The sequence below is a fragment of the Streptomyces sp. NPDC012474 genome (assembly GCF_042955185.1).
Taxonomy (GTDB): domain Bacteria; phylum Actinomycetota; class Actinomycetes; order Streptomycetales; family Streptomycetaceae; genus Streptomyces; species Streptomyces cahuitamycinicus.
In genome coordinates, this window is sequence record NZ_JBIBEP010000004.1 from 359319 (window position 1) to 380347 (window position 21029).

A 21029-nucleotide genomic window follows, 5' to 3' on the forward strand; every position below is an offset into this window, starting at 1 on the left:
ACAACCCTGACCGCTCACCAGCACTCCCGGGCCGGAGTCACAACGCAGGCCCTGCGCCGACTCTCGTGGGTGCTCGGGTGACAGCCCTGAGCGCTCAGGCAGCGCTCCCGAGCCGGAGTCACGCCCCAGGCCGCGCGCCGAATGCCACGGCTGCTCGGGTGACAACCCTGACCGCTCAGACCTCCCGGGCCGGGGTCATGGCCCAGCGGATGGTCCGGGTCAGGGCCCGGCCGGTCGGGCGTACGGCGAGGTCCTCGACGACCGGCACCCGGGGCAGCCACAGCATGCCGCGCGCCCAGGGCGGGAGCAGGGTGACGGCGTTCGCGGCCAGCCCGCCGTAGAACGGCCGGACGGCGAGGGGCAGGGGAGGCTGGAACAGCAGGAACCGGGCGGCTGCCCGGGCCTCGGGCGTCGCCCGCAGCTCGGGCCTGTAGGCGGTCAGGCGCTCGTCCAGTTCACGGCGGTCCCGCGGCGGGTCGGTCACCCCCAGCGCCTCGGCGACGCGCGCGGTGTCGGCGACGTAGGCGTCGTAGCCGGCGGCGTCCAGGGGCCGGGCCCCGTAGCGTTCGTGGGCGCGCAGGAAGCTGTCCGCCTCGGCGGCGTGCACCCAGCCGAGCAGATGCGGGTCGGCCGCGTGGTACGGCACGCCCTCGGCGCTCGTGCCGCGGATCCGCTCGTGGATGCCCCGCACGTGGTCGACCGCCTGCCGGGCGTCGGCGACGGTGCCGTACGTCGTCACGGCCAGGAAGGTGCTGGTGCGCTGCAGCCGGCCCCACGGGTCGCCGCGGAAGCCGGAGTGCCCGGCGACGGCCGCCATCGCGAGCGGGTGCAGCGACTGCAGGAGCAGGGCGGTCAGCCCGCCGATGAACATCGAGGCGTCGCCGTGGACCGTGCGGATCGGCCGGTCCGGTCCGAACCAGCGCGGGCCCGGCGTGTGGTGGATACGGGCACGGGTCGCGGGTCCTCCCGGGCCCGCGACGCGGCGGAACAGGGCCTGGCCCAGCTGTTCACGGACTCCGGTCAGCACGGTCGGCCTCCCTTCTCCTGCTGACCAGTGTCCGGCATGACCGGGCCCTTGCGGCCATGCCGGTCTGCCGGAGTCAGGGCCCGGGCTCGGCCGCCGCGTGGTCGGCGCGTCCGCCGGCGCCGAGCGGGCCGGTGTAGCGGACCGGGCCCGAGGCCTCCAGGCGGGGCAGTGCGCGACGTGCGACGCGCAGGACCACGGGGGGCATGACCGGGCGTATCGGCTGGGCCAGCCGCAGCCAAGCCGGTGCGTACACGGCCGTGCGCCGCCGCTCCATGCCCCTGACCAGGCGGGCGGCGACCACCTCCACGGGGTACACGCGGCGGGCCGGAGGCGGCATGTGCAGCCGCAGTTCCCGCAGGACGGCGTACCGGTCGGCGTCGCGGATCATGTCGGTGTCCGTCCAGTTGAGGTAGGCGATGCCCACCCCGACACCGCGGTGCGCCACCTCCGCCCGCAGGGAGTGCGCGAAGGCCTCGACCCCCGCCTTGGAGGCGCAGTAGGCGCTCATGAGCGGGGCGGCGCCGATCGAGGCCAGGGAGGCGACCTGGAGGAAGTAGCCCGCCGTGGCGAGCAGGTCCGGCAGGAACGCCCGGGCGGTCTGGGCGCTGCCGGTGAGATTGACGTCGATCACGCGCCGCCAGGCGTCCGGGTCCGAGGCGAGAAGGGCGCCGCCTTCGGCGATACCGGCGTTCGCCACCACGGCCGAGGGGCGGCCGAGGCGGTCCCGCACGGTGGTTGCCGCGGCCTCCAGCGCGGAGAGGTCGGTGACGTCGGCCTCGAGGGCGAGGGCCGGGCCCGGCAGGGAGGCGGCCACCGCGTCCAGGGCGGTCTTCTCGTGGCCGACGAGCGCCACCCGGGCGCCGCGCCGGGCGGCTTCGCGGGCCAGAGCCGCGCCCACACCGCGGGCGGCTCCGGTGACGACGATCGTGCGCTCGGCGAGCGGACTGCCGGCCATGGACGTTCCTCCTTCCGGCTCGGACCTCCCCGGAGGGCGGGGTCAGCGCCTGACTCCGGTGCGGTCACGGTGGGCGAGGAGCCGCTGGGCGCCGGCGAGACCGGGGGGCCGGTTGCGGCGCAGGGCGGCCCGGGCGGCGTTGGCTCCGGGCGCCCCGTGCACCCCGCCGCCGGGATGGGCTCCGGAGGAGGCGAGGTACAGGCCCGGCACCGGGGTCTCCGGGCGGCCGGTGCCGGGCAGGGGGCGGAAGACGAGCTGCTGGTGCATCGCGGTGGTGCCCCCGTTGATGGCGCCGCCCGCGAGGTTGCCGTCGAGCGCCTCCAGGGTCGGGGGCGCCAGGATGCGGCGGCCTCGGATCAGGGAGCGGAAGCCGGGTGCGAAGCGTTCCACCTGGCGTTCGCACCGGTCGGCCATGAGTTCCTGGTCCTTGGTGTCCCAGCGGCCGGTGATGCCCTCGTCCGCGGCGTCGGCGGCGATCTCGTGGGGAAGGTGCGTGTAGGCCCAGGCGGACTCGGTGCCCTGCGGGGAACGGGTGGCGTCGGAGGTGGTCATCTGGCCGAAGATCAGGAAGGGCCGGTCCGGGACCTGCCGCATGGCGATCTGCGCGGCGAAGCGTGTGAGCTCGTCCATGCCGTCGGCGAGGTGCACGGTGCCCGCCCGGGACGCCTGCTCGGTCCGCCACGGCACCGGGCTGTCGAGCGCCCAGTCGACCTTGAACGTGGCGAAGTCCCACTGGAAGCGCCGCAGGTCGTCCAGGAGCTGCGCGGGCAGATACTCGGGCTCGACGAGCTCGCCGTACAGCAGAGGCACCGACACGTCCGCGAGCACCGCCCGGCGGGCCCGCACCGCGTCACCGGACGCCGTGCGCACGCCGAGCGCCCGCCCACCGCCGACGACGATCCGCTCGACGCGCTGTCCGCAGCGCACCCGCCCGCCCCGGGACTCCAGGCGGCGCACCAGGGCCGAGGTCAGCGCCCCGGAGCCGCCGGCCGGGACCGGGAAGCCGTAGGTCTGCCCCAGCATGGCCATCAGCCAGCCGAAGCCGCCGCTGCCGGCCGACTCGGGGGCGAGGTCGGCGTGCAGGGCGTTACCGGCCAGCAGCAGGCGCCCGCCCTGGCCTCGGAACTCCTCCTCCCCCAGGCGCCGCACCGGCAGAACCAGGGAGCGGGCCATGCGCAGTCCGCCCGCCGCCCGCAGCCGCCGGGCCAGCCGTGCCGTCGCGCGGACCGGCGGGAACGGGGTGAACAGGGCGTCCAGGAGGTCGGGGCGCAGGCTCTGCCACACCTCGTGCAGCCGCTGCCAGGCGGCTCCGTCGCCCGGCTCGAAGGTGTCCAGCGACGCGGCGGTGGCGTCGACGTTCCGGTCCAGGACGGCGCAGCTGCCGTCGGTCAGGGGGTGGGCGAGCACGCTGGGCGCGTGGCTCCAGCGCAGCCCGTGCTCCTCGGGGTGCAGGGAGGCAAGGACGGGCGAGGCTGCCGCGAGCGGATAGAAGGAGCTGAACAGGTCGTTGACATAGGCGGGGTCGACGCCCCGGTCGTGGCGTACGGCGCCGCCCGGTTCGGGCTGCTCCTCCAGCACCTCGACGCTCCATCCGGCGTCCGCGAGGACATTGGCCGCGACCAGACCGTTGGGGCCCGCGCCGATCACCACGGCGTCAGGCATGACCGGCACCGCCGGCTTTGGATCCCGTGGTCACCTGACCCAGGGCGCGCCCGGTGCCTCCCGGCTGCCCGGCCTCCGCCTCGCACAGCCTGGCCAGCCGGGCCAGCATCGTGCGGTGGCGCAGCTGGATCAGCGCCTCGAAGCCGACGTTGTGCAGCCGGCCGCCCGCGCCCCGCAGGGGATGCTCGTCCACGATCACCAAGGAGTGCTCGCCCCAGGGCCGCAGCTCGATCGCGATGCGGGCCGTGCCCAGGGCACCGGCCTTGGCCTCCAGCTCCAGCCGGGTGCCTTCCTCGCAGGAGCGGACGACCGTCTCGTTGTCGAGCCGCACCGGGCCGAGCCGGACCTGGTAGCGGATCGCGGCGCCCGTGCGCGGCCACTGTCCGCGCACCGGGTGGGACTCCGAGGTACCCACGACCCACTCCGCGTAGCGGTGGCCGTCGGCAAGGACGTCCCACACGGTGCCCGGGCCGACTCGGATGAGGTGATGGCGTACGGCCACGAATGCCTCCTGCTGCGCTCGACCGGTGGTCCTTCGTCCACCCCGAGTGCCCCGGGAGTCCTGGTTCAACAGCGACACTTCGGGCGACCGGCGAAGGTGTCGAGAGCGCTCACGAGAGCGCTCTCAGGGCCGCCTCCCCTGGTCCCTTCAAGAGGTGCACTCATCAGTCGTCCCGTACTTTTCCCGGCTTTACCTCTTGACGCCCCGGACGGCGTGGAGCACATTGGCGGCACTTTGAGAGCGCTCTCACCCCCTTCCCCGAGAGGCCCCCACATGAGCGGAACCTCAATCACCCCCCGCAGACCCCGTCCCTTCCGACGGGCGTTCGTCGCCGTCGTCAGCACGCTCGGCCTCGCGGCCGCCGCCTCGGCGGTCGCCACCCCCTCCGCGAACGCCTCCGCGCCGCCGCCCCCGTCGGGCTGGACGCAGGTGTTCGTGGACGACTTCAACGGCGCCGCCGGCACCGGCGTCAACACCTCCGACTGGCGGTACGCGACCGGCAGGGGGTACCCGGGCGGTCCCACGGGCTGGGGCACCGGCGAGATCGAGACGATGACGGACAGCACGGACAACGTCGCGCTCGACGGCAACGGCAACCTCCGCATCACGCCCCGCCGCGACGCCGCGGGCAACTGGACCTCCGGCCGCATCGAGACCAACCGCACCGACTTCCAGCCCCCGGCCGGCGGCAAGCTCCGGGTCGAGTCCCGCATCCAGGTGCCGAACGTCACCGGCGCCGCCGCCAAGGGCTACTGGCCGGCGTTCTGGATGCTGGGCGCCCCGTACCGCGGCGACTACTGGAACTGGCCGGCGGTCGGCGAGCTGGACATCATGGAGAACACCCAGGGCATGAACACGGTGTTCGCCACGATGCACTGTGGCACCTCGCCGGGCGGCCCCTGCAACGAGACCAGCGGCATCGGCGGTTCGACCACCTGCCAGGGCACCTCCTGTCAGGCCGGCTTCCACACCTACCGGATGGAGTGGGACCGCTCGACGAGCGTCGAGGAGATCCGCTTCTACCTCGACGGCGTCAACTTCCACACGGTGCGCGCCAACCAGGTCGACGCGACGACCTGGCGGAACGCCACCGACCACGGCTTCTTCATCATCCTGAACGTCGCGATGGGCGGCGGCTTCCCCGACGCGTTCGGCGGCGGCCCGGACGCCGGGACGCAGCCCGGCCACCCGATGGTCGTCGACTACGTCCAGGTGCTGTCGTCCGGCGGCGGCACCACGCCTCCCCCGGCCGGCGACCGCGACGCCTTCCGCGCCATCGAGGCCGAGTCCTACGACGGCCAGTCCGGCGTGATCACCGAGACGACGTCCGACTCCGGCGGCGGCCGGAACGTCGGCGCGCTCGCCAACGGCGACTGGCTGCACTACAAGGGCGTCGACTTCGGCTCCTCGGCGGCCCGGCAGTTCAGCGCCCGGGTGGCGAGCGGAGCGGCGGGCGGCGTCAGCGGGCTGGTCGAGGTGCGGCTGGACAGCCGCGGCAACGCGCCGGTGGGGAGCTTCGCGGTGGGCGGCACCGGGGGCTGGCAGTCGTGGCGGACCATCCCGGCCAACATCAGTGGCGTGACCGGCACGCACGACGTGTATCTGACCTTCACCAGCGGTCAGCCGGCGGACTTCGTGAACGTCAACTGGTTCACCTTCGGGCGCTGAGAACGCGCGAGGAGGGGCTCCACGCGCGCGTGGGGCCCCTCCTCGCGCGTTCTCAGCGCAGTTCGGCCCGGAAGGCCGCCGGGGTCTGGTCCGTGTGCTGGTGGAAGAACTTGGAGAAGTTCGCGGCGTCCGGGCAGCCGACCGCCACGCCGACCCGGCCGATCGGCAGTTCGGTGTGGGCGAGGAGCCGTTTGGCCTCCAGGACCACGCGTTTGTCGATGAAGGCCTTGGGGGTCTCGCCGGTCGCGGCGCGCACCGCCCGGACCAGGGTGCGGCGGGAGTAGCCGAGCGCGTCGGCGTAGGCGCTGACACTGTGGTTGGTGGCGAACTCCCGCTCCACGGCGTCCCGGAAGAGGGTGAAGGTGGAGTCGGGGCGCCGGTGCGGGGCCGGGGCCGAACTCGCCGCGAGATGGGCGAGACGCAGCAGGAACGCCGTCAGCGTGTGGCGCAGGACGGCGGTGTGCAGGCTCAGCGGGAGCGTGGCCGCGTCCTGGTACTCGCGCTGCAGCTGTGCGAGCGCGGCTTGCAGACCGGCGAGTTGGGGCGCGTCGGGGCGCAGCAGCGGCGGCATGTCGTAGCGGTAGAGGCCGGTGGCCTCCACGGTCGAGCGGGGCAGGAAGCCGGGCTGCATGGTCAGCGCGGTTCCGCGGTACTCGCCGGTGCGCGAGAAGCGGTGGACCTGCCCCGGGCGGATCCACAGCAGGTCCCCGGCCATGGCGTCGTACTCGGTGAAGTCGACCATGTGCCGGACCGGGCCCGCGCCGAACAGCATCACGACGTGGAAGTCGATGCGGTGCACGCGCTCCAGGGGCGCGTCGGCGTGCCAGGTGCGGCCGGCGCCCATCGGCCCGATCTGCATGCCCACGCCGCCGACGCTGAGTTCGACCGGGAAGGGGAAGGTATCGATCCCGTCGCCGCCTTGGATGCTTCTGTCCGCCATGCCCGCCTCGTCCCGCCCCGTTCGCGCGCCCTGCTGCCGCTGGGTGTCCCACTTTCACCACAGGCTGGCACACGCCGACCTTCCGCAGTAAAAGTCAGACTTTTAGTTTTGAACGCGTCAGACCAGCAACTCCGCTCCGATCGAGGACTTCTTGAAGATGAGCACGCAGACAGCGGACAGTTTCGAATGGACCGAACTCGACCGGCGTGCCGTCGACACCGCCCGGCTCCTGGCGGCCGACGCCGTCCAGCGGGTGGGCAACGGGCACCCCGGTACCGCGATGAGCCTGGCACCGGCCGCCTACACGATCTTTCAGAAGGTGATGCGGCACGATCCCGCCGATCCCGAGTGGACCGGCCGTGACCGCTTCGTCCTGTCCCCCGGCCACACGTCCCTGACCCTGTACACGCAGCTGTACCTGGCGGGCTACGAGCTGGAGCTGGACGACCTGAAGGCGTTCCGCACGCACGGCTCCAAGACGCCGGGCCACCCCGAGTACGGGCACACCGCGGGGGTGGAGACCACCACGGGCCCGCTCGGCCAGGGCGTCGCGAACGCCGTCGGCATGGCGATGGCCGCCCGCTACGAGCGCGGTCTGTTCGACCCGGGCGCCCCCGAGGGCGACTCCCCCTTCGACCACACGATCTGGGCGATCGTCTCCGACGGCGACCTCCAGGAGGGCGTCTCCGCGGAGGCCTCCTCGCTCGCCGGTCACCAGAAGCTGGGCAACCTGGTCTTCCTCTACGACGACAACCACATCTCCATCGAGGGCGACACCGCGACCGCGTTCTCCGAGGACGTGCTGAAGCGCTACGAGGCCTACGGCTGGCACGTGCAGCGGATCGAGCCGCGGGAGGACGGCGACATCGACGTGCGGGCGCTGCACGGGGCGCTGAAGGCGGCTCAGGCCGAGACCGCACGGCCGTCCATCATCGCCATGCGCACGATCATCGCCTGGCCCGCCCCGAACGCGCGCGACACGGAGGCCTCCCACGGCTCGGCGCTCGGCGAGGACGAGGTCGCCGCCACCAAGCGCCTCCTCGGCTTCGACCCGGAGCGGTCCTTCGAGGTCGCCGACGAGGTGCTGGCTCACACCCGCCGGGCCCTGGACCGCGGGGCCGACGCGCACGCCGCCTGGGACAAGCGGATCGCCGCCTGGCGGGGCGACAACCCGGACCGGGCCGCCACGTTCGACCGTGTCAACAAGGGCGAGCTGCCCGCAGGCTGGAAGGACGCCCTGCCGGTGTTCGAGTCCGGCGGGGCGGTCGCCACCCGTGCCGCCTCCGGCAAGGTCCTCCAGGCGCTCGGCCCGGTCGTCCCCGAGCTGTGGGGCGGCTCGGCCGACCTGGCGGGTTCGAACAACACCACCATCGACAAGACCAGTTCGTTCCTCCCGGAGGGCAACCCGCTGCCCGAGGCCGACCCGTACGGCCGCACGATCCACTTCGGCATCCGCGAGTTCTCCATGGCCGCGGAGATGAACGGCATCGCCCTGCACGGCAACACCCGGATCTACGGCGGCACCTTCCTGGTGTTCTCCGACTACATGCGCAACGCGGTGCGGATGTCCGCCCTGATGCAGCTGCCGGTGACGTACGTGTGGACGCACGACTCCATCGGCCTGGGCGAGGACGGCCCGACCCACCAGCCGGTGGAGCACCTGGCCGCGCTGCGGGCCATCCCGGGCCTGAACGTCGTACGCCCCGCCGACGCCAACGAGACCGCGATCGTCTGGGCCGAGATCCTCGAGCGCCACAGCACCGCCCCGGCCCCGCACGGCCTCGCGCTCACCCGCCAGGGCGTGCCCACGTACGAGCCGGACCCGGACGCGGCTCGCGGCGGCTACGTGCGGTTCGAGGCCGAGGGCGGCAAGCCCCAGGTGATCCTGATCGCGACCGGTTCCGAGGTGCACGTCGCCGCCGGGGCGCGCGAGCTGCTCCAAGGCGCCGGCGTGCCCACCCGCGTCGTGTCGATGCCGTCCGTGGAGTGGTTCGAGGAGCAGCCGCGCTCGTACCGCGACAGCGTGCTTCCGCCGTCCGTGAGGGCCCGGGTCGCCGTCGAGGCCGGGATCGGCCTGACCTGGCACCGGTTCGTCGGGGACGCGGGACGCATCGTCTCCCTGGAGCACTTCGGCGCCTCCGCCGACGCGCGGACCCTGTTCGCCGAGTACGGCTTCACCCCCGAGAACGTCGTCGCCGCCGCGCGGGAATCCCTGTCCGCGGCTCGTGGCTGACCGCACCGCCCGAAAGAAGATGATCACTGTGACCGAAGCGACCGCGAACGCGGGAGCACTCAAGCGCCTGTCCGACGAGGGCGTGTCGATCTGGCTCGACGACCTGTCGCGCCGGCGGATCGAGTCCGGCAGCCTGGCCGGGCTCGTCGCCACGGGGAACGTCGTCGGCGTCACCACCAACCCGTCCATCTTCCAGGCCGCCATCGGCTCGGGCACGGGATACGAGGAGCAGCTCGCCGACCTGGCGGTGCGCGGGGTGACCGTCGACGAGGCCGTCCGGATGATGACGACCGCCGACGTCCGGGCCGCCGCCGATGTCCTGCGGCCGGTGTACGAGGCGAGTGGCGGCCGGGACGGCCGGGTCTCCATCGAGGTCGACCCGCGGCTGGCCCACGACACGGCGGCGACCGTCGCCGAGGCCCGGCAGCTGGCCTGGCTGGTGGACCGCCCCAACGTGATGATCAAGATCCCGGCGACGGAGGCGGGCCTGCCGGCGATCACGGAAGTGACCGGAGCGGGTATCAGTGTCAATGTGACGCTGATCTTCTCCCTGGAGCGCTACCGCGAGGTGATGGACGCCTACCTCGCCGGTCTGGAGAAGGCGCGGGCGGCGGGGCTCGGCCTGTCGGCCGTTCACTCGGTCGCGTCGTTCTTCGTCTCCCGTGTGGACTCCGAGATCGACAAGCGGCTGACGGTGCTGGGCACGGACGAGGCCCTCGCCCTCAAGGGCCGGGCGGCCCTGGCCAACGCCCGGCTCGCCTACGAGGCGTACGAACAGGCCTTCGACGGGGGGCGCTGGCGGGCCCTGGAAGGCGCCGGAGCCAACCGGCAGCGCCCCCTTTGGGCCTCCACCGGTGTGAAGGACCCCGCCTACAAGGACACCCTGTACGTGGACGAACTGGTCGCCCCCGGCACGGTCAACACCATGCCGGAGGCCACGCTGAACGCCGTCGCCGACCACGGTGACGTCCGGGGCGACACCGTGACCGGCGGCTACGACCGGGCCCGCGCGGACCTGGCGGCCGTCGAACGGCTCGGCATTGCATACGACGAGGTGGTGCGGCAACTGGAGGACGAGGGCGTGGCCAAGTTCGAGGTGGCCTGGCAGGACCTGCTGGACGCGGTCACCAAGTCCCTGAACAGCAAGGGAGTTGACGCGGAATGAGCGAGGGCATCGAAGGCATCCCCCAGACGGCCGAACAGGAGACCAAGGGGACCAAGGAGGACAAGGAGGCCCGGGCGGCCCAGGAGGCGGCCGGGGTCGAGCAGACCGGGGTGAGCGGCACGGCGGAGGCCGCCCCGGCCACGAACCGCGCCGACACCGACTTCGTCAACCCGCTGCGCGACCCGCAGGACCGCCGGCTGCCCAGGATCGCGGGCCCTTCCGGGCTGGTCATCTTCGGCGTGACCGGCGACCTGTCCCGCAAGAAGCTCATGCCGGCGGTGTACGACCTGGCCAACCGCGGCCTGCTGCCGCCGGGCTTCTCCCTGGTGGGCTTCGCCCGCCGGGACTGGGAGGACCAGGACTTCGCGCAGGTGGTGCACGACGCGGTCCGTGAGCACGCGCGCACCCCGTTCCGCGAGGAGGTCTGGCAGCAGCTCGCCGAGGGCATGCGGTTCATCCCCGGCGACTTCGACGACGACACGGCGTTCAAGCAGCTGCGCTCCGCCGTCGAGGAGCTGGACGCCTCCCGGGGCACCAGCGGCAATTACGCCTTCTACCTCTCGGTGCCGCCGAAGTTCTTCCCGAAGGTCGTCCAGCAGCTGAAGAAGCACAAGCTGGCGAGCGCCCCCGAGGGTTCCTGGCGCCGCGCGGTCATCGAGAAGCCGTTCGGGCACGATCTGCGCTCGGCCGAGGAGCTCAACGCGATCGTGCACGACGTGTTCGACCCGGAGCAGGTCTTCCGCATCGACCACTACCTGGGCAAGGAGACCGTCCAGAACCTCCTGGCGCTGCGCTTCGCCAACCAGATGTTCGAGCCGATCTGGAACCGGTCCTTCGTGGACCACGTGCAGATCACCATGGCCGAGGACATCGGCATCGGCGGCCGGGCCGGGTACTACGACGGGATCGGCGCCGCCCGTGACGTCATCCAGAACCACCTGCTCCAGCTGATGGCGCTCACCGCGATGGAGGAACCGGCCGCCTTCGACGCGGCCTCGCTGCTCACCGAGAAGCTGAAGGTCCTCAAGGCCGTGCGGCTGCCGCAGGACCTGGGCCAGGGCACCGTGCGCGGGCAGTACGCGGCGGCGTGGCAGGGCGGCACCAAGGTGCGCGGCTATCTGGAGGAGGACGGCATCGACCAGTCCTCGACCACCGACACGTACGCCGCGGTCCGGCTCCAGGTGGAGAACCGCCGCTGGGCCGGCGTCCCGTTCTACCTGCGCACCGGCAAGCGGCTGGGCCGCCGCGTGACGGAGATCGCCGTGGTGTTCCAGCGGGCCCCGCACTCCCCCTTCGACTCCACCGCGACCGAGGAGCTGGGCTCCAACGCGATCGTCATCCGCGTCCAGCCGGACGAGGGCATGACGGTCCGCTTCGGCTCGAAGGTGCCGGGCACCTCGATGGAGATCCGGGACGTGACGATGGACTTCGCCTACGGCGAGTCGTTCACCGAGTCGAGCCCCGAGGCGTACGAACGGCTGATCCTCGACGTCCTCCTGGGCGACGCCAACCTGTTCCCCCGTCACCAGGAAGTGGAAGAGTCCTGGAAGATCCTCGACCCGATCGAGCAGTACTGGGCCACGCACGGCCGGCCCGCGCAGTACGCCTCGGGCAGCTGGGGACCCGAGGAAGCCGACGAGATGCTCGCACGAGACGGACGGAGCTGGCGCAGGCCATGAAGATCGACCTGACCGATACGACGGCAAGCAAGATCAACAAGGCGCTGGTGCAGGGCCGCCGCGCCATCGGCACGCCCGCCGTGGGCATGGTCCTGACGATGGTGATCGTCACGGACGAGGAGAACGCCTACGACGCGATCAAGGCTGCCGAGGAGGCCTCGCACGAGCACCCCTCGCGGACCCTGGTCGTCATCAAGCGGCACGCCCGCACCCCGCGCGACCGCCAGTCCTCCCGCCTGGACGCCGAGGTCCGGGTGGGCGCCGACGCGGGCACCGGCGAGACGGTGATCCTGCGGACCTACGGCGAGGTGTCCGACCACGCGGACTCGGTGGTGCTGCCGCTGCTGCTGCCGGACGCGCCGGTGGTGGTGTGGTGGCCGGTGGACGCCCCCGAGGTGCCTTCCAAGGACCCGCTCGGGGCACTGGCCCAGCGGCGGATCACCGACCTGTACGCGGTCGAGAACCCCTTGGAGACGCTCCAGGCCCGGGTCCGCGCCTACGCGCCGGGCGACACCGACCTCGCCTGGACCCGGCTGACGCCCTGGCGTTCGATGCTGGCGGCGGCGCTGGACCAGGCCCGGGCGCGGATCGTCTCGGCGGCGGTGGAGGCCGAGGCCGACAACCCGGCCGCCGAACTGCTGGCCCGCTGGCTGGAGGCGCGGCTGCACGTCCGCGTGGACCGCGTGGTCACCGCCGGGCCGGTGGTGACGGCCGTGCGCCTGGGCACGGAGAACGGGGAGATCGTCATCGACCGCCCCGAAGGGCCGCTGGCCACGCTGACCCTGCCGGGCCAGCCGTCGCGCACCCTGGCCCTGAAGGTCCGTGCCACCTCCGAACTCATCGCCGAGGAGCTGCGGCGCCTCGACGCGGACGAGATGTACGCCATCGCCCTGAACGGCGAGGCGACCGAGGAGACCCCTGCCCATGTCTGACTCCCCCTCCGCAACCCCCCGGCTCACCCGGCGTCCCGAGTGGACCGCCCTGGAGGACCACCGCAAGGACGCCCTGCCGCAGCCCGATCTGCGGGAGCTGTTCGCGGCGGACCCGGGGCGCGCCGAGCGCTACGTCGTGCACGTCGGCGACCTGCGGATCGACTACTCCAAGCACCTGGTCACCGACGAGACGCTGGCCCTGCTCCAGGAACTGGCCGCCGCCACCGGCGTGTCCGGGTTGCGGGACGCCATGTTCCGCGGCGAGCGGATCAACGTCACCGAGGACCGGGCCGTGCTGCACACGGCGCTGCGCGCCCCGCGCGACGCCGTGGTCGAGGTCGACGGCGAGAACGTCGTCCCCGGTGTGCACGCGGTGCTCGACAAGATGGCCGCCTTCGCGAACCGGGTGCGCTCGGGCGAGTGGACCGGCCACACCGGCAAGCGGATCCGCAACGTCGTCAACATCGGCATCGGCGGCTCCGACCTCGGCCCGGCGATGGCCTACGAGGTGCTGCGGCCGTTCACCGACCGGGAGTTGACGTTCCGGTTCGTGTCGAACGTGGACGGCTCCGACCTGCACGAGGCGGTGCGCGACCTGGACCCGGCGGAGACGCTGTTCATCGTCGCGTCCAAGACCTTCACCACCATCGAGACGATCACGAACGCGACCTCGGCGCGTTCCTGGCTCGTGGACGGGCTGGGGGGTGACGAGAAGGCGGTGGCGAAGCACTTCGTCGCGCTGTCGACCAACGCGGACAAGGTCGCCGGCTTCGGCATCGACGTCGACAACATGTTCGAGTTCTGGGACTGGGTCGGCGGCCGCTACTCCTACGATTCCGCGATCGGCCTGTCCCTGATGATCGCCATCGGCCCGGACCGCTTCCGGGAGATGCTCGACGGCTTCCGCATCGTCGACGAGCACTTCCGCAACGCCCCGGCCGAGGCCAACGCCCCGATCCTCATGGGCCTGCTGGGCATCTGGTACGGCAACTTCCACGACGCCCAGTCGCACGCGGTGCTGCCCTACAGCCACTACCTGTCCAAGTTCACCGCCTACCTCCAGCAGCTCGACATGGAGTCCAACGGCAAGTCGGTGGACCGCGACGGAAACCCGGTGGACTGGCAGACCGGGCCGGTGGTGTGGGGCACGCCGGGCACCAACGGACAGCACGCCTACTACCAGCTCATCCACCAGGGCACCAAGCTCATCCCGGCGGACCTCATCGGCTTCGCCCGGCCCGTCGCCGAGCTCGGTGACGAACTGAAGGCGCAGCACGACCTGCTGATGGCCAACCTGTTCGCACAGGGGCAGGCGCTCGCCTTCGGCAAGACCGCCGAGGAGGTGCGGGCCGAGGGCGTGCCCGAGGAACAGGTGCCGCACCGCACGTTCCAGGGAAACCACCCCACCACGACGATCCTGGCCACCGAACTGACCCCGTCGGTCCTCGGCCAGCTGGTCGCCCTCTACGAGCACAAGGTGTTCGTGCAGGGCGCGGTGTGGAACATCGACTCCTTCGACCAGTGGGGCGTCGAACTCGGCAAGGTCCTCGCCAAGCGCGTCGAGCCCGCCCTGACCGAGGGCGCAGACGTCCCCGGTCTCGATCCGTCCACGGCCGCGCTGGTGGCCGCCTACCGCAATCTTCGGGAAGTGAACTGACATGCAGATCGGTCTTGTGGGTCTCGGCAAGATGGGCGGCAACATGCGCGAGCGCCTGCGCAACGCCGGCCACACCGTCATCGGCTACGACACCAACCCGGACAAGTCCGACGTGGCCAGCCTGGCCGACCTCGTCAACCAGCTGGAGGCGCCGCGCACGGTCTGGGTCATGGTCCCGGCCGGCGACCCCACCCAGCACGTCATCGACCGTCTGGGGGACCTCCTCAAGCCGTACGACACGGTGGTCGACGGCGGCAACTCCCGCTGGACGGACGACGAGAAGCACGCCGAGGAGCTGAGCAAGCGCGGCATCGGCTTCGTCGACGCGGGCGTCTCGGGCGGCGTGTGGGGCCTGAAGAACGGCTACGCCCTGATGGTCGGCGGCGAGAAGGAGTACGTCGACCGGCTCCGGCCGATCTTCGAGGCGCTCAAGCCGGAGGGCCCGTACGGCTTCGTCCACGCGGGCAGCGTCGGCGCCGGGCACTTCGCGAAGATGGTCCACAACGGCATCGAGTACGCGATGATGCAGGCCTACGCCGAGGGCTGGGAGCTGCTGGAGGCCGTGGACTCGGTGGACAACGTCCGCGAGGTGTTCCGCTCCTGGCAGGACGGCACCGTCATCCGCTCCTGGCTGCTCGACCTCGCGGTCAACGCGCTCGACGAGGACGAGCATCTGGAGACCCTGCGGGGCTACGCCCAGGACTCCGGCGAGGGCCGCTGGACCGTGGAGGCCGCGATCGACAACTCCGTGCCGCTGCCCGCGATCACCGCGTCCCTCTTCTCCCGCTTCGCCTCCCGGCAGGACGACTCGCCGCAGATGAAGATGATCGCGGCGCTGCGCAACCAGTTCGGCGGCCACGCCGTCGAGTCCGCGAAGAAGGCGTAGGACGTGGGAGATCTGCTGCTGGTCCGCCACGGCGAGACGGAGTGGAGCCGGAGCGGACAGCACACCAGCTTCACCGACCTGCCCCTCACCCGGCACGGTGAGGAGCAGGCCGAGTCCCTCGCCCCGCTCCTGGCGGGCCGTACCTTCGCCCTGGTCCTCACGAGCCCGCTCGCCCGCGCGGTGCGCACCGCCGAACTCGCGGGCCTGACCGGGACCGTACGGGACGCGGACCTGCACGAGTGGTACTACGGCGCCTACGAGGGCGTCACCACCGAGGAGATACACCGCACCCGGCCCGACTGGGACCTGTGGACCGACGGCGGGCCGGCCGGCTCCGACGGCCGGCCCGGCGAGTCGCCCGCCGAGGTCGGCGAACGCGCCGACCGGGTGCTCGGCCGGGCGGCGAAGGCGCTGCCCGAGGGCGATGTGATGCTGGTGGCGCACGGCCACTTCCTCCGCGTGCTGACGGCCCGGCGGCTGGGCCTGTCCCCTGCGGAGGGGCGGCTGTTCCGGCTGGAGACCGGGACGGTCTGCCGACTGTCGACCGAGCACGGCCGGCCCGTGCTCGCGGAGTGGAACACCAGGGCGTAACCGGCCCCGGCCGGAGGTGAGTTGACAGCCTCCGGCCGGGCGCGTCAGAGTCCCCGCTGATGGAGATCGACGACATGACACCCGCCGAGGAGCGGGTGTGGCGTGCCTATCCGCGCGGCCAGGACGTGGACTTCCGGGGCCCGGCCGACGAGGACCCGGCGCGGGGCGCGGACTGGGGACCCGAGCGGACCGTGCGCGCGTCCGTGGTGCGGGCGCTGCTGCTGAGCGCCCCGCAGGAGGACGGGGAGACGGCCGCCCTCCGGCTGGCGGGCGCACGGATCACCGGGACGCTGAACCTCCAGTACGGCGAGATCGACCACGCCGTGCGTCTCAGTCACTGCTGGTTCGAGCACGCGCCCGTGCTGTACGCGGCCCGGCTGCGCCAGCTGAACCTGCGCGGCTCGGTGCTGCCCGGCCTGGACGCCGCCACCCTGCGGGTCGAGGGCGTCCTGCGCATGTCGGACTGTCTGTTCGACAGGCCCGTGCGGCTGGGCGGGGCGCAGATCTCCGGCGCGCTGTTCATGGACGGCGCCGCCATCGCCGAGCCGCCGCACGGTCAGCCGGCGCTCCAGCTCAACCACGTGACCGTCGGGGACGGCCTGTCGGCGCCGGGCCTGCGCACGCGCGGCGAGGTGCGGCTGACGGGCGCGTCGGTCGCCGGCACCGTCGACCTCAACGCTGCGCGGCTCACGGCCGGTGCGGGTGAGATCGCCCTCGACGCGGAGACGCTCACCGTCGAGGGCGACGCCCTGCTGCGCGAAGCGGACGTGCTGGGCTGGATCGGCCTGCGCGGCGCCCGGATCGCGGGCCGCCTCGACCTGTCGCACGCCCGGCTCGCGAACCCGGGGGACGCGGCGCTGCGGGCCAGCAGCTGCACCATCGGGGAACTCTGGCTGCGCAAGGGCCCCCGCCCGGAGGGCACCCTCAATCTGCGCCGTGCCCAGGTCGACGTGCTGTTCCTGGAGCCGGAGGTGGTCCCCGACGAGGTCCTGCTCAACAGCCTCGTCTACACCTCCCTCACCCCGCACGAGCCCGCCGAGCGGCGCCTGGCGATGCTGGAGCGGGACGGCGAGGGGTATGTCCCGCACGCCTACGAGCAGTTGACCGCCGCCTACCGCAGGATCGGCGACGATCCGGCCGCCCGCCTCGTCCAGCTCGCCAAGCAGCGCCGCCGGCGCGGCACCCTGCCCTGGTACGGCCGGCTGTGGGGCCATCTGCAGGACGCCACCGTCGGTTACGGCTTCCGTCCCCTGCGGGCCGCGGGCTGGCTGGTGTCGCTGCTCATGGCCGGCTCCCTCGCCTACGCGCTGCACCACCCCGCGCCGCTGAAGGCGGACGAGGCACCGCAGTTCAATCCGGTGTTCTACACACTCGACCTGCTGCTGCCGGTGATCTCCTTCGGGCAGGAGGCCGCGTTCGCCCCCACCGGTGGGTACCAGTGGCTCTCGTACGCCCTGGTGCTGACGGGCTGGATCCTGGCCACGACGGTCGTCACCGGCATCACCCGGTCGGTCAGCCGCCAGTGAGTGCCCGTGCCGTGTGCTGTGCCGCCAGCCGCACGGGGGCGTTCGGAGCGCCGTAGCCCCGGTAGCCGTCGTCGCGCTGGACCAGTTCGAAGAAGACGCGGCCGACGGTTCGGGTGTAGCAGTGGCGGAAGACGCCGTGGGCGTCGCGGTCGTAGAGGATGCCGAGGTCGCGGTAGGTCTCCAGCTCCCCGTCGGCGAACTCGAAGCGGGCGGCGAGATCGTCGTAGTAGTTCGCCGGGACGGGCAGCAGAGCGCCGCCGGCGTCCCGGAAGCGGCGGGCCGAGGCGACCACGTCGTCGGTGGCCAGGGCGATGTGCTGGGCGTGGACGGTGTCGTCCGTGGGCGCGGGACCGACGGTGAGGGCGATCCGGACGCTGCCGTCGGCGTTGGTGACGGCACGGCTGCGCAGCAGACCGTAAGGATCGGCGACGTCCACGCTCTCCTGGGCGTGCAGTCCGAGCACGCCCCGGTGGAAGAGGGCCGCCTCGTCGAAGTGGTGCCAGGGCTGGACGAGGGCGAGATGGTCGATGCGGCGGACGGTCTCGGGCGCGGGTGCCGGGTCGGTGTCCTCGAAGTCGGCCCGCCAGTCGGGCAGGCCCGGACGGCCGGTGGCGCAGAAGAAGAGTTCCGTGCCGTCGGGGGCGGCGACCGCGTCGAGCGGGGCGTCCCCGGGTGCGCGGCGGCGCGGCAGGACGGGCGCCAGCAGTGCCTCCGCACGCCGGGCCGCCGCGGCCGGGTCCGGTGACTCCAGCCCGATGGCGGCGAGCTGGGTGCCGTCGCGGCGGACGGCCGGCCCGGTGTTGACGAGGATCCGGGCGTCCCCCTGCTCCCACAGGGCGACGGGCTTGCCGCGGTGGCGGGCGGTGCGGGCGAAGCCGAGGGCGCCGAGCAGGGCGGTGAGGGGTTCGGCGTCGGGCGTGACCAGTTCGGCGAAGGCGACGCCGGTGGGGACGACGGGCTCGGGCAGGGCGGCCCGGCCCACCGACTCCTGGAGGACCAGCAGGGAACGCCGGGCGTCGACGGCGGTCGGACCGGCCTCGGCCTGGCGGAAGACGTCGTTGAAGACCTCCAGGGAGAGCGGGCCGTCGTAGCCGGTGCGCAGCACGTGCCGCAGCAGGCCGGCGACGTCGAAGCCGCCCTGGCCGGGGAAGCAGCGGTAGTGCCGGCTCCACTGCAGGACGTCCATGGCGAGCAGCGGGGCGTCGGCGAGCTGGAGGAAGAAGATCTTCTCGCCGGGGATGTCCTCGATGCCCTTGGGGTCCGAGCCGCGCGAGAGGATGTGGAAGCTGTCCAGGCAGGTGCCGAGGGCGGGATGCCCGGCCGACTCGACGATGCGCCAGGCGTGGTCGTACGTGCTGACGTGCCGCCCCCAGGCCAGGGCCTCGTAGGCCACCCGGATGCCGAACTCCTGGGCCGTGCCGGCGAGCCGGCTCAGCTGCTCGGCGGCGAGGGCGTCGTCGTCCACCGCCCGCGGGGAGACACTGGAGCAGACGAGGACGGTGTCGGCGCCGAGCCTGCGCATCAGCTCGAACTTGTGCCGGGTCCGCCGCAGGTTGCGGGCGAACTCGTCCTCGGGGACGGCCTCGATGTCCCGCATCGGCTGGTACAGGTCGATGGCGAGGCCGAGGTCGGCGCAGCGGGCGCGGATCTCCTCGGGGGTGAGGGGGCTGGCCAGCAGGTCGTTCTCGAAGATCTCCACCCCGTCGAAGCCGGCCCGGGCGGCGGCCGTGAGCTTCTCGGTGAGGGATCCGCTGAGGGAGACGGTGGCGATGGACGTACGCACGTCGGTTCCTCTCTTCAGTTCGATGCCCCGACGGCTCCGGCCAGTTCGGTCAGGTCCGCCAGCATCCGCGCGGCGTCGGGTTCCCGTCCGGTGAACAGGCGGAACGCGTCGGCGGCCTGGAAGGCGGCCATGCCGCCGCCGTCGAGGGTGGCGCAGCCCAGCGCGCGGGCGGTGCGCAGCAGTTCGGTCTCCAGCGGGCGGTAGACGACCTCGGCGACCCACAGCCCGGGGTGGAGCAGTCCGGCGGGCAGCGGCAGGCCGGGGTGGGCCGCCATGCCTGTGGGCGTGGCGTGGACGATGCCGTCGGCCTGCGCGAGCAGCCGCGCCTGCCGGTCCGGGGGCGCGGCGGCGGCACGGTCCTGGCCGAAGGCGCGGTTCAGGGCGTCGGCCAGGGCGGCGGCCCGTTCGGGCAGGGCGTCGACGACGGTGACCCGCTCGGCGCCGAGGGTGAGCAGGGCGTGCGCGACGGCCGCACCCGCGCCGCCGGCGCCCAGCTGCACGACCCGCTCCAGCGGGGCGTCGGGCAGTCCGCGCGCGAAGGACGCGGCGAAGCCGGTGACGTCCGTGTTGTGGCCGACCGCGCGGCCGTCCTCGAAGACCACGGTGTTGACCGCGCCCAGCGCTTCGGCCTGCGGGGTGAGCCCGTCCAGGTGCTCGATGACGAGCTGTTTGCAGGGGTACGTGATGTTGAGCCCGTCGAACCCGAGGTCGCGGGCGGCCCGCACCAGATCGCCCACCGCCTCGGGCGGCACCCCGAGCGGGTCGATGTCGATCAGCCGGTACAGCAGACGCAGGCCCTGCCGGTCACCCTCACGCTCGTGGAGTGCCGGGCTGAGCGACGGGCCGATACCGGAACCGATCAGTCCGACGAGGTACGAGTCCTTGGGCACACGGGCCTCCCGAGCCGCTCAGTAATGTACGAACTAGTACGTTAGCTATATCAGCCGAGCTCGACCACGGGAAGGCCCCGGTGGGATCCGGCCCCTGCTCCTAGAATCACCGGCACCGGCCCCTCCGCCCGAAGGAACCTGATGACCAGCGTCGAAGAACCGGCCCGTCCTGGCGAGCGCGAGCGCGTCCGTGACGCCACCCGCACCCAGGCCGAGATCCTCGACGTCGCCACGCAGGAGTTCGCCCGGGCCGGCTACGACGGGGCCCGGGTGGACGAGATCGCCGCCCGCACCCGCACCACGAAGCGGATGATCTACTACTACTTCGGCGGCAAGGAACAGCTGTTCACGGCCGTCCTGGAACGGGCCTACGGCGTGATCCGGGAGGCCGAGCAGCAGCTCGACGTCGAGCACCTGGACCCGGTGGCGGCCATCCGGCGTCTGGCCGAGGTGACCTTCGACCACCACGAGCAGCACCCGGACTTCATCCGCCTGGTCAGCATCGAGAACATCCACGAGGCCCAGCACATCGCCGCCTCCGAGAAGCTGGGGAGGATCGGCTCCCCCGCCCTGGACGTGATCCGCCGCATCCTGGAGGAAGGCCGCAGGTCAGGGCTGTTCACGGCGGAGGTCGACGCCGTCGACCTGCACGCGATGATCTCCTCCTTCTGCTTCTTCCGGGTCTCCAACCGGCACACCTTCGGCGCGCTGTTCGGCCGCGACCTGGTCGCCCCGGCGCAGCGCGCGCACTACCGCGCGATGCTGGGCGACATGGTGATCGCGTACCTCACGGCGGAGCGCGCGGCGGACTGAACGACCGGCGCCGAACACCGGCGCACGACCCCTTGACACCGGCGGCACTCGGGCGCAGCATCCCTAGCCATCCCCTACTAACTACCCAGTGGGTTAATTAGCCGCGATCCGGCACTTCCC

Annotated in this window: 17 protein-coding genes; 10 read left to right on the forward strand and 7 right to left on the reverse strand. The window is 72.5% G+C overall.

Annotated features, from left to right (window positions below; all coding sequences use genetic code 11):
- Nucleotides 1–175: 175 nt before the first annotated feature.
- The 4 genes from ACFY9S_RS12295 to ACFY9S_RS12310 form a co-directional block, all read right to left on the reverse strand.
- The gene (locus ACFY9S_RS12295; protein ID WP_391126280.1) at nucleotides 176–1027 is read right to left on the reverse strand and encodes an oxygenase MpaB family protein; all 852 of its coding nucleotides are present in this window, start codon (nucleotides 1025–1027) and stop codon (nucleotides 176–178) included.
- A gap of 73 nt (nucleotides 1028–1100) precedes the next feature.
- On the reverse strand, nucleotides 1101–1982 hold the full coding sequence (locus ACFY9S_RS12300) for a short-chain dehydrogenase/reductase (protein ID WP_391126283.1): 882 nt from the start codon (nucleotides 1980–1982) through the stop codon (nucleotides 1101–1103).
- A 42-nt stretch (nucleotides 1983–2024) separates the two neighbouring features.
- On the reverse strand, nucleotides 2025–3644 hold the full coding sequence (locus tag ACFY9S_RS12305) for an FAD-dependent oxidoreductase (RefSeq protein WP_391126284.1): 1620 nt from the start codon (nucleotides 3642–3644) through the stop codon (nucleotides 2025–2027).
- Nucleotides 3637–4146 carry an SRPBCC family protein gene (locus ACFY9S_RS12310; RefSeq protein WP_102909174.1) on the reverse strand — a complete coding sequence of 170 codons (510 nt, stop codon included), beginning with the start codon at nucleotides 4144–4146 and terminating at the stop codon, nucleotides 3637–3639. Before ACFY9S_RS12310 ends, ACFY9S_RS12305 begins: the two co-directional genes overlap by 8 nt.
- Nucleotides 4147–4419: 273 nt before the next feature.
- On the opposite strand from ACFY9S_RS12310, the gene ACFY9S_RS12315 reads away from it, so the two are divergent.
- A complete protein-coding gene (locus ACFY9S_RS12315; RefSeq protein WP_391126288.1) occupies nucleotides 4420–5814 on the forward strand; it encodes a carbohydrate-binding protein in 1395 nt (464 codons plus the stop codon).
- Between the two features lie 52 nt (nucleotides 5815–5866).
- On the opposite strand, the gene ACFY9S_RS12320 is transcribed toward ACFY9S_RS12315, so the two are convergent.
- Complete coding sequence (locus tag ACFY9S_RS12320; RefSeq protein WP_391126291.1) at nucleotides 5867–6754, reverse strand: helix-turn-helix domain-containing protein; 888 nt, start codon at nucleotides 6752–6754, stop codon at nucleotides 5867–5869.
- A 157-nt stretch (nucleotides 6755–6911) separates the two neighbouring features.
- On the opposite strand from ACFY9S_RS12320, the gene tkt reads away from it, so the two are divergent.
- From tkt to ACFY9S_RS12360, 8 genes are read left to right on the forward strand one after another with little or no spacing between them, the layout of a single operon-like run.
- Nucleotides 6912–8987: a transketolase gene (tkt, locus tag ACFY9S_RS12325; protein ID WP_391126294.1), complete on the forward strand. Its 2076-nt coding sequence runs from the start codon at nucleotides 6912–6914 to the stop codon at nucleotides 8985–8987.
- A 19-nt stretch (nucleotides 8988–9006) separates the two neighbouring features.
- The gene (tal, locus tag ACFY9S_RS12330) at nucleotides 9007–10152 is read left to right on the forward strand and encodes a transaldolase (RefSeq protein ID WP_391126297.1); all 1146 of its coding nucleotides are present in this window, start codon (nucleotides 9007–9009) and stop codon (nucleotides 10150–10152) included.
- Nucleotides 10149–11831, forward strand: a complete 1683-nt coding sequence (zwf, locus tag ACFY9S_RS12335; protein WP_391126300.1) for a glucose-6-phosphate dehydrogenase — start codon at nucleotides 10149–10151, stop codon at nucleotides 11829–11831. The genes tal and zwf overlap by 4 nt, the downstream gene beginning before the upstream one ends.
- Nucleotides 11828–12763, forward strand: coding sequence for a glucose-6-phosphate dehydrogenase assembly protein OpcA (gene opcA / locus ACFY9S_RS12340; protein WP_366736896.1), 936 nt, complete (start codon nucleotides 11828–11830; stop codon nucleotides 12761–12763). Before zwf ends, opcA begins: the two co-directional genes overlap by 4 nt.
- Entirely contained in the window at nucleotides 12756–14420 is a 1665-nt protein-coding gene (pgi, locus tag ACFY9S_RS12345; protein ID WP_391126302.1) for a glucose-6-phosphate isomerase, read from the forward strand. The genes opcA and pgi overlap by 8 nt, the downstream gene beginning before the upstream one ends.
- A 1-nt stretch (nucleotide 14421) precedes the next feature.
- Nucleotides 14422–15306 carry a phosphogluconate dehydrogenase (NAD(+)-dependent, decarboxylating) gene (gene gnd / locus ACFY9S_RS12350; RefSeq protein ID WP_391126304.1) on the forward strand — a complete coding sequence of 295 codons (885 nt, stop codon included), beginning with the start codon at nucleotides 14422–14424 and terminating at the stop codon, nucleotides 15304–15306.
- Nucleotides 15307–15309: 3 nt separating this feature from the next.
- Nucleotides 15310–15897 carry a histidine phosphatase family protein gene (locus tag ACFY9S_RS12355; RefSeq protein ID WP_102909166.1) on the forward strand — a complete coding sequence of 196 codons (588 nt, stop codon included), beginning with the start codon at nucleotides 15310–15312 and terminating at the stop codon, nucleotides 15895–15897.
- A 59-nt stretch (nucleotides 15898–15956) separates the two neighbouring features.
- Nucleotides 15957–17423, forward strand: a complete 1467-nt coding sequence (locus ACFY9S_RS12360) for a membrane-associated oxidoreductase (RefSeq protein WP_391126307.1) — start codon at nucleotides 15957–15959, stop codon at nucleotides 17421–17423.
- Here the strand turns inward: ACFY9S_RS12360 and ACFY9S_RS12365 are convergent.
- Together ACFY9S_RS12365 and ACFY9S_RS12370 are read right to left on the reverse strand one after the other, a co-directional pair.
- Nucleotides 17410–19206 carry a TIM barrel protein gene (locus ACFY9S_RS12365; protein WP_391126309.1) on the reverse strand — a complete coding sequence of 599 codons (1797 nt, stop codon included), beginning with the start codon at nucleotides 19204–19206 and terminating at the stop codon, nucleotides 17410–17412. The two genes, ACFY9S_RS12360 and ACFY9S_RS12365, sit on opposite strands and share 14 nt — an antisense overlap.
- Before the next feature lie 14 nt (nucleotides 19207–19220).
- On the reverse strand, nucleotides 19221–20096 hold the full coding sequence (locus ACFY9S_RS12370) for a shikimate dehydrogenase (RefSeq protein ID WP_391126312.1): 876 nt from the start codon (nucleotides 20094–20096) through the stop codon (nucleotides 19221–19223).
- 141 nt (nucleotides 20097–20237) lie between these two features.
- On the opposite strand from ACFY9S_RS12370, the gene ACFY9S_RS12375 reads away from it, so the two are divergent.
- Nucleotides 20238–20909, forward strand: coding sequence for a TetR family transcriptional regulator (locus ACFY9S_RS12375; protein WP_391126315.1), 672 nt, complete (start codon nucleotides 20238–20240; stop codon nucleotides 20907–20909).
- Nucleotides 20910–21029 lie beyond the last annotated feature (120 nt).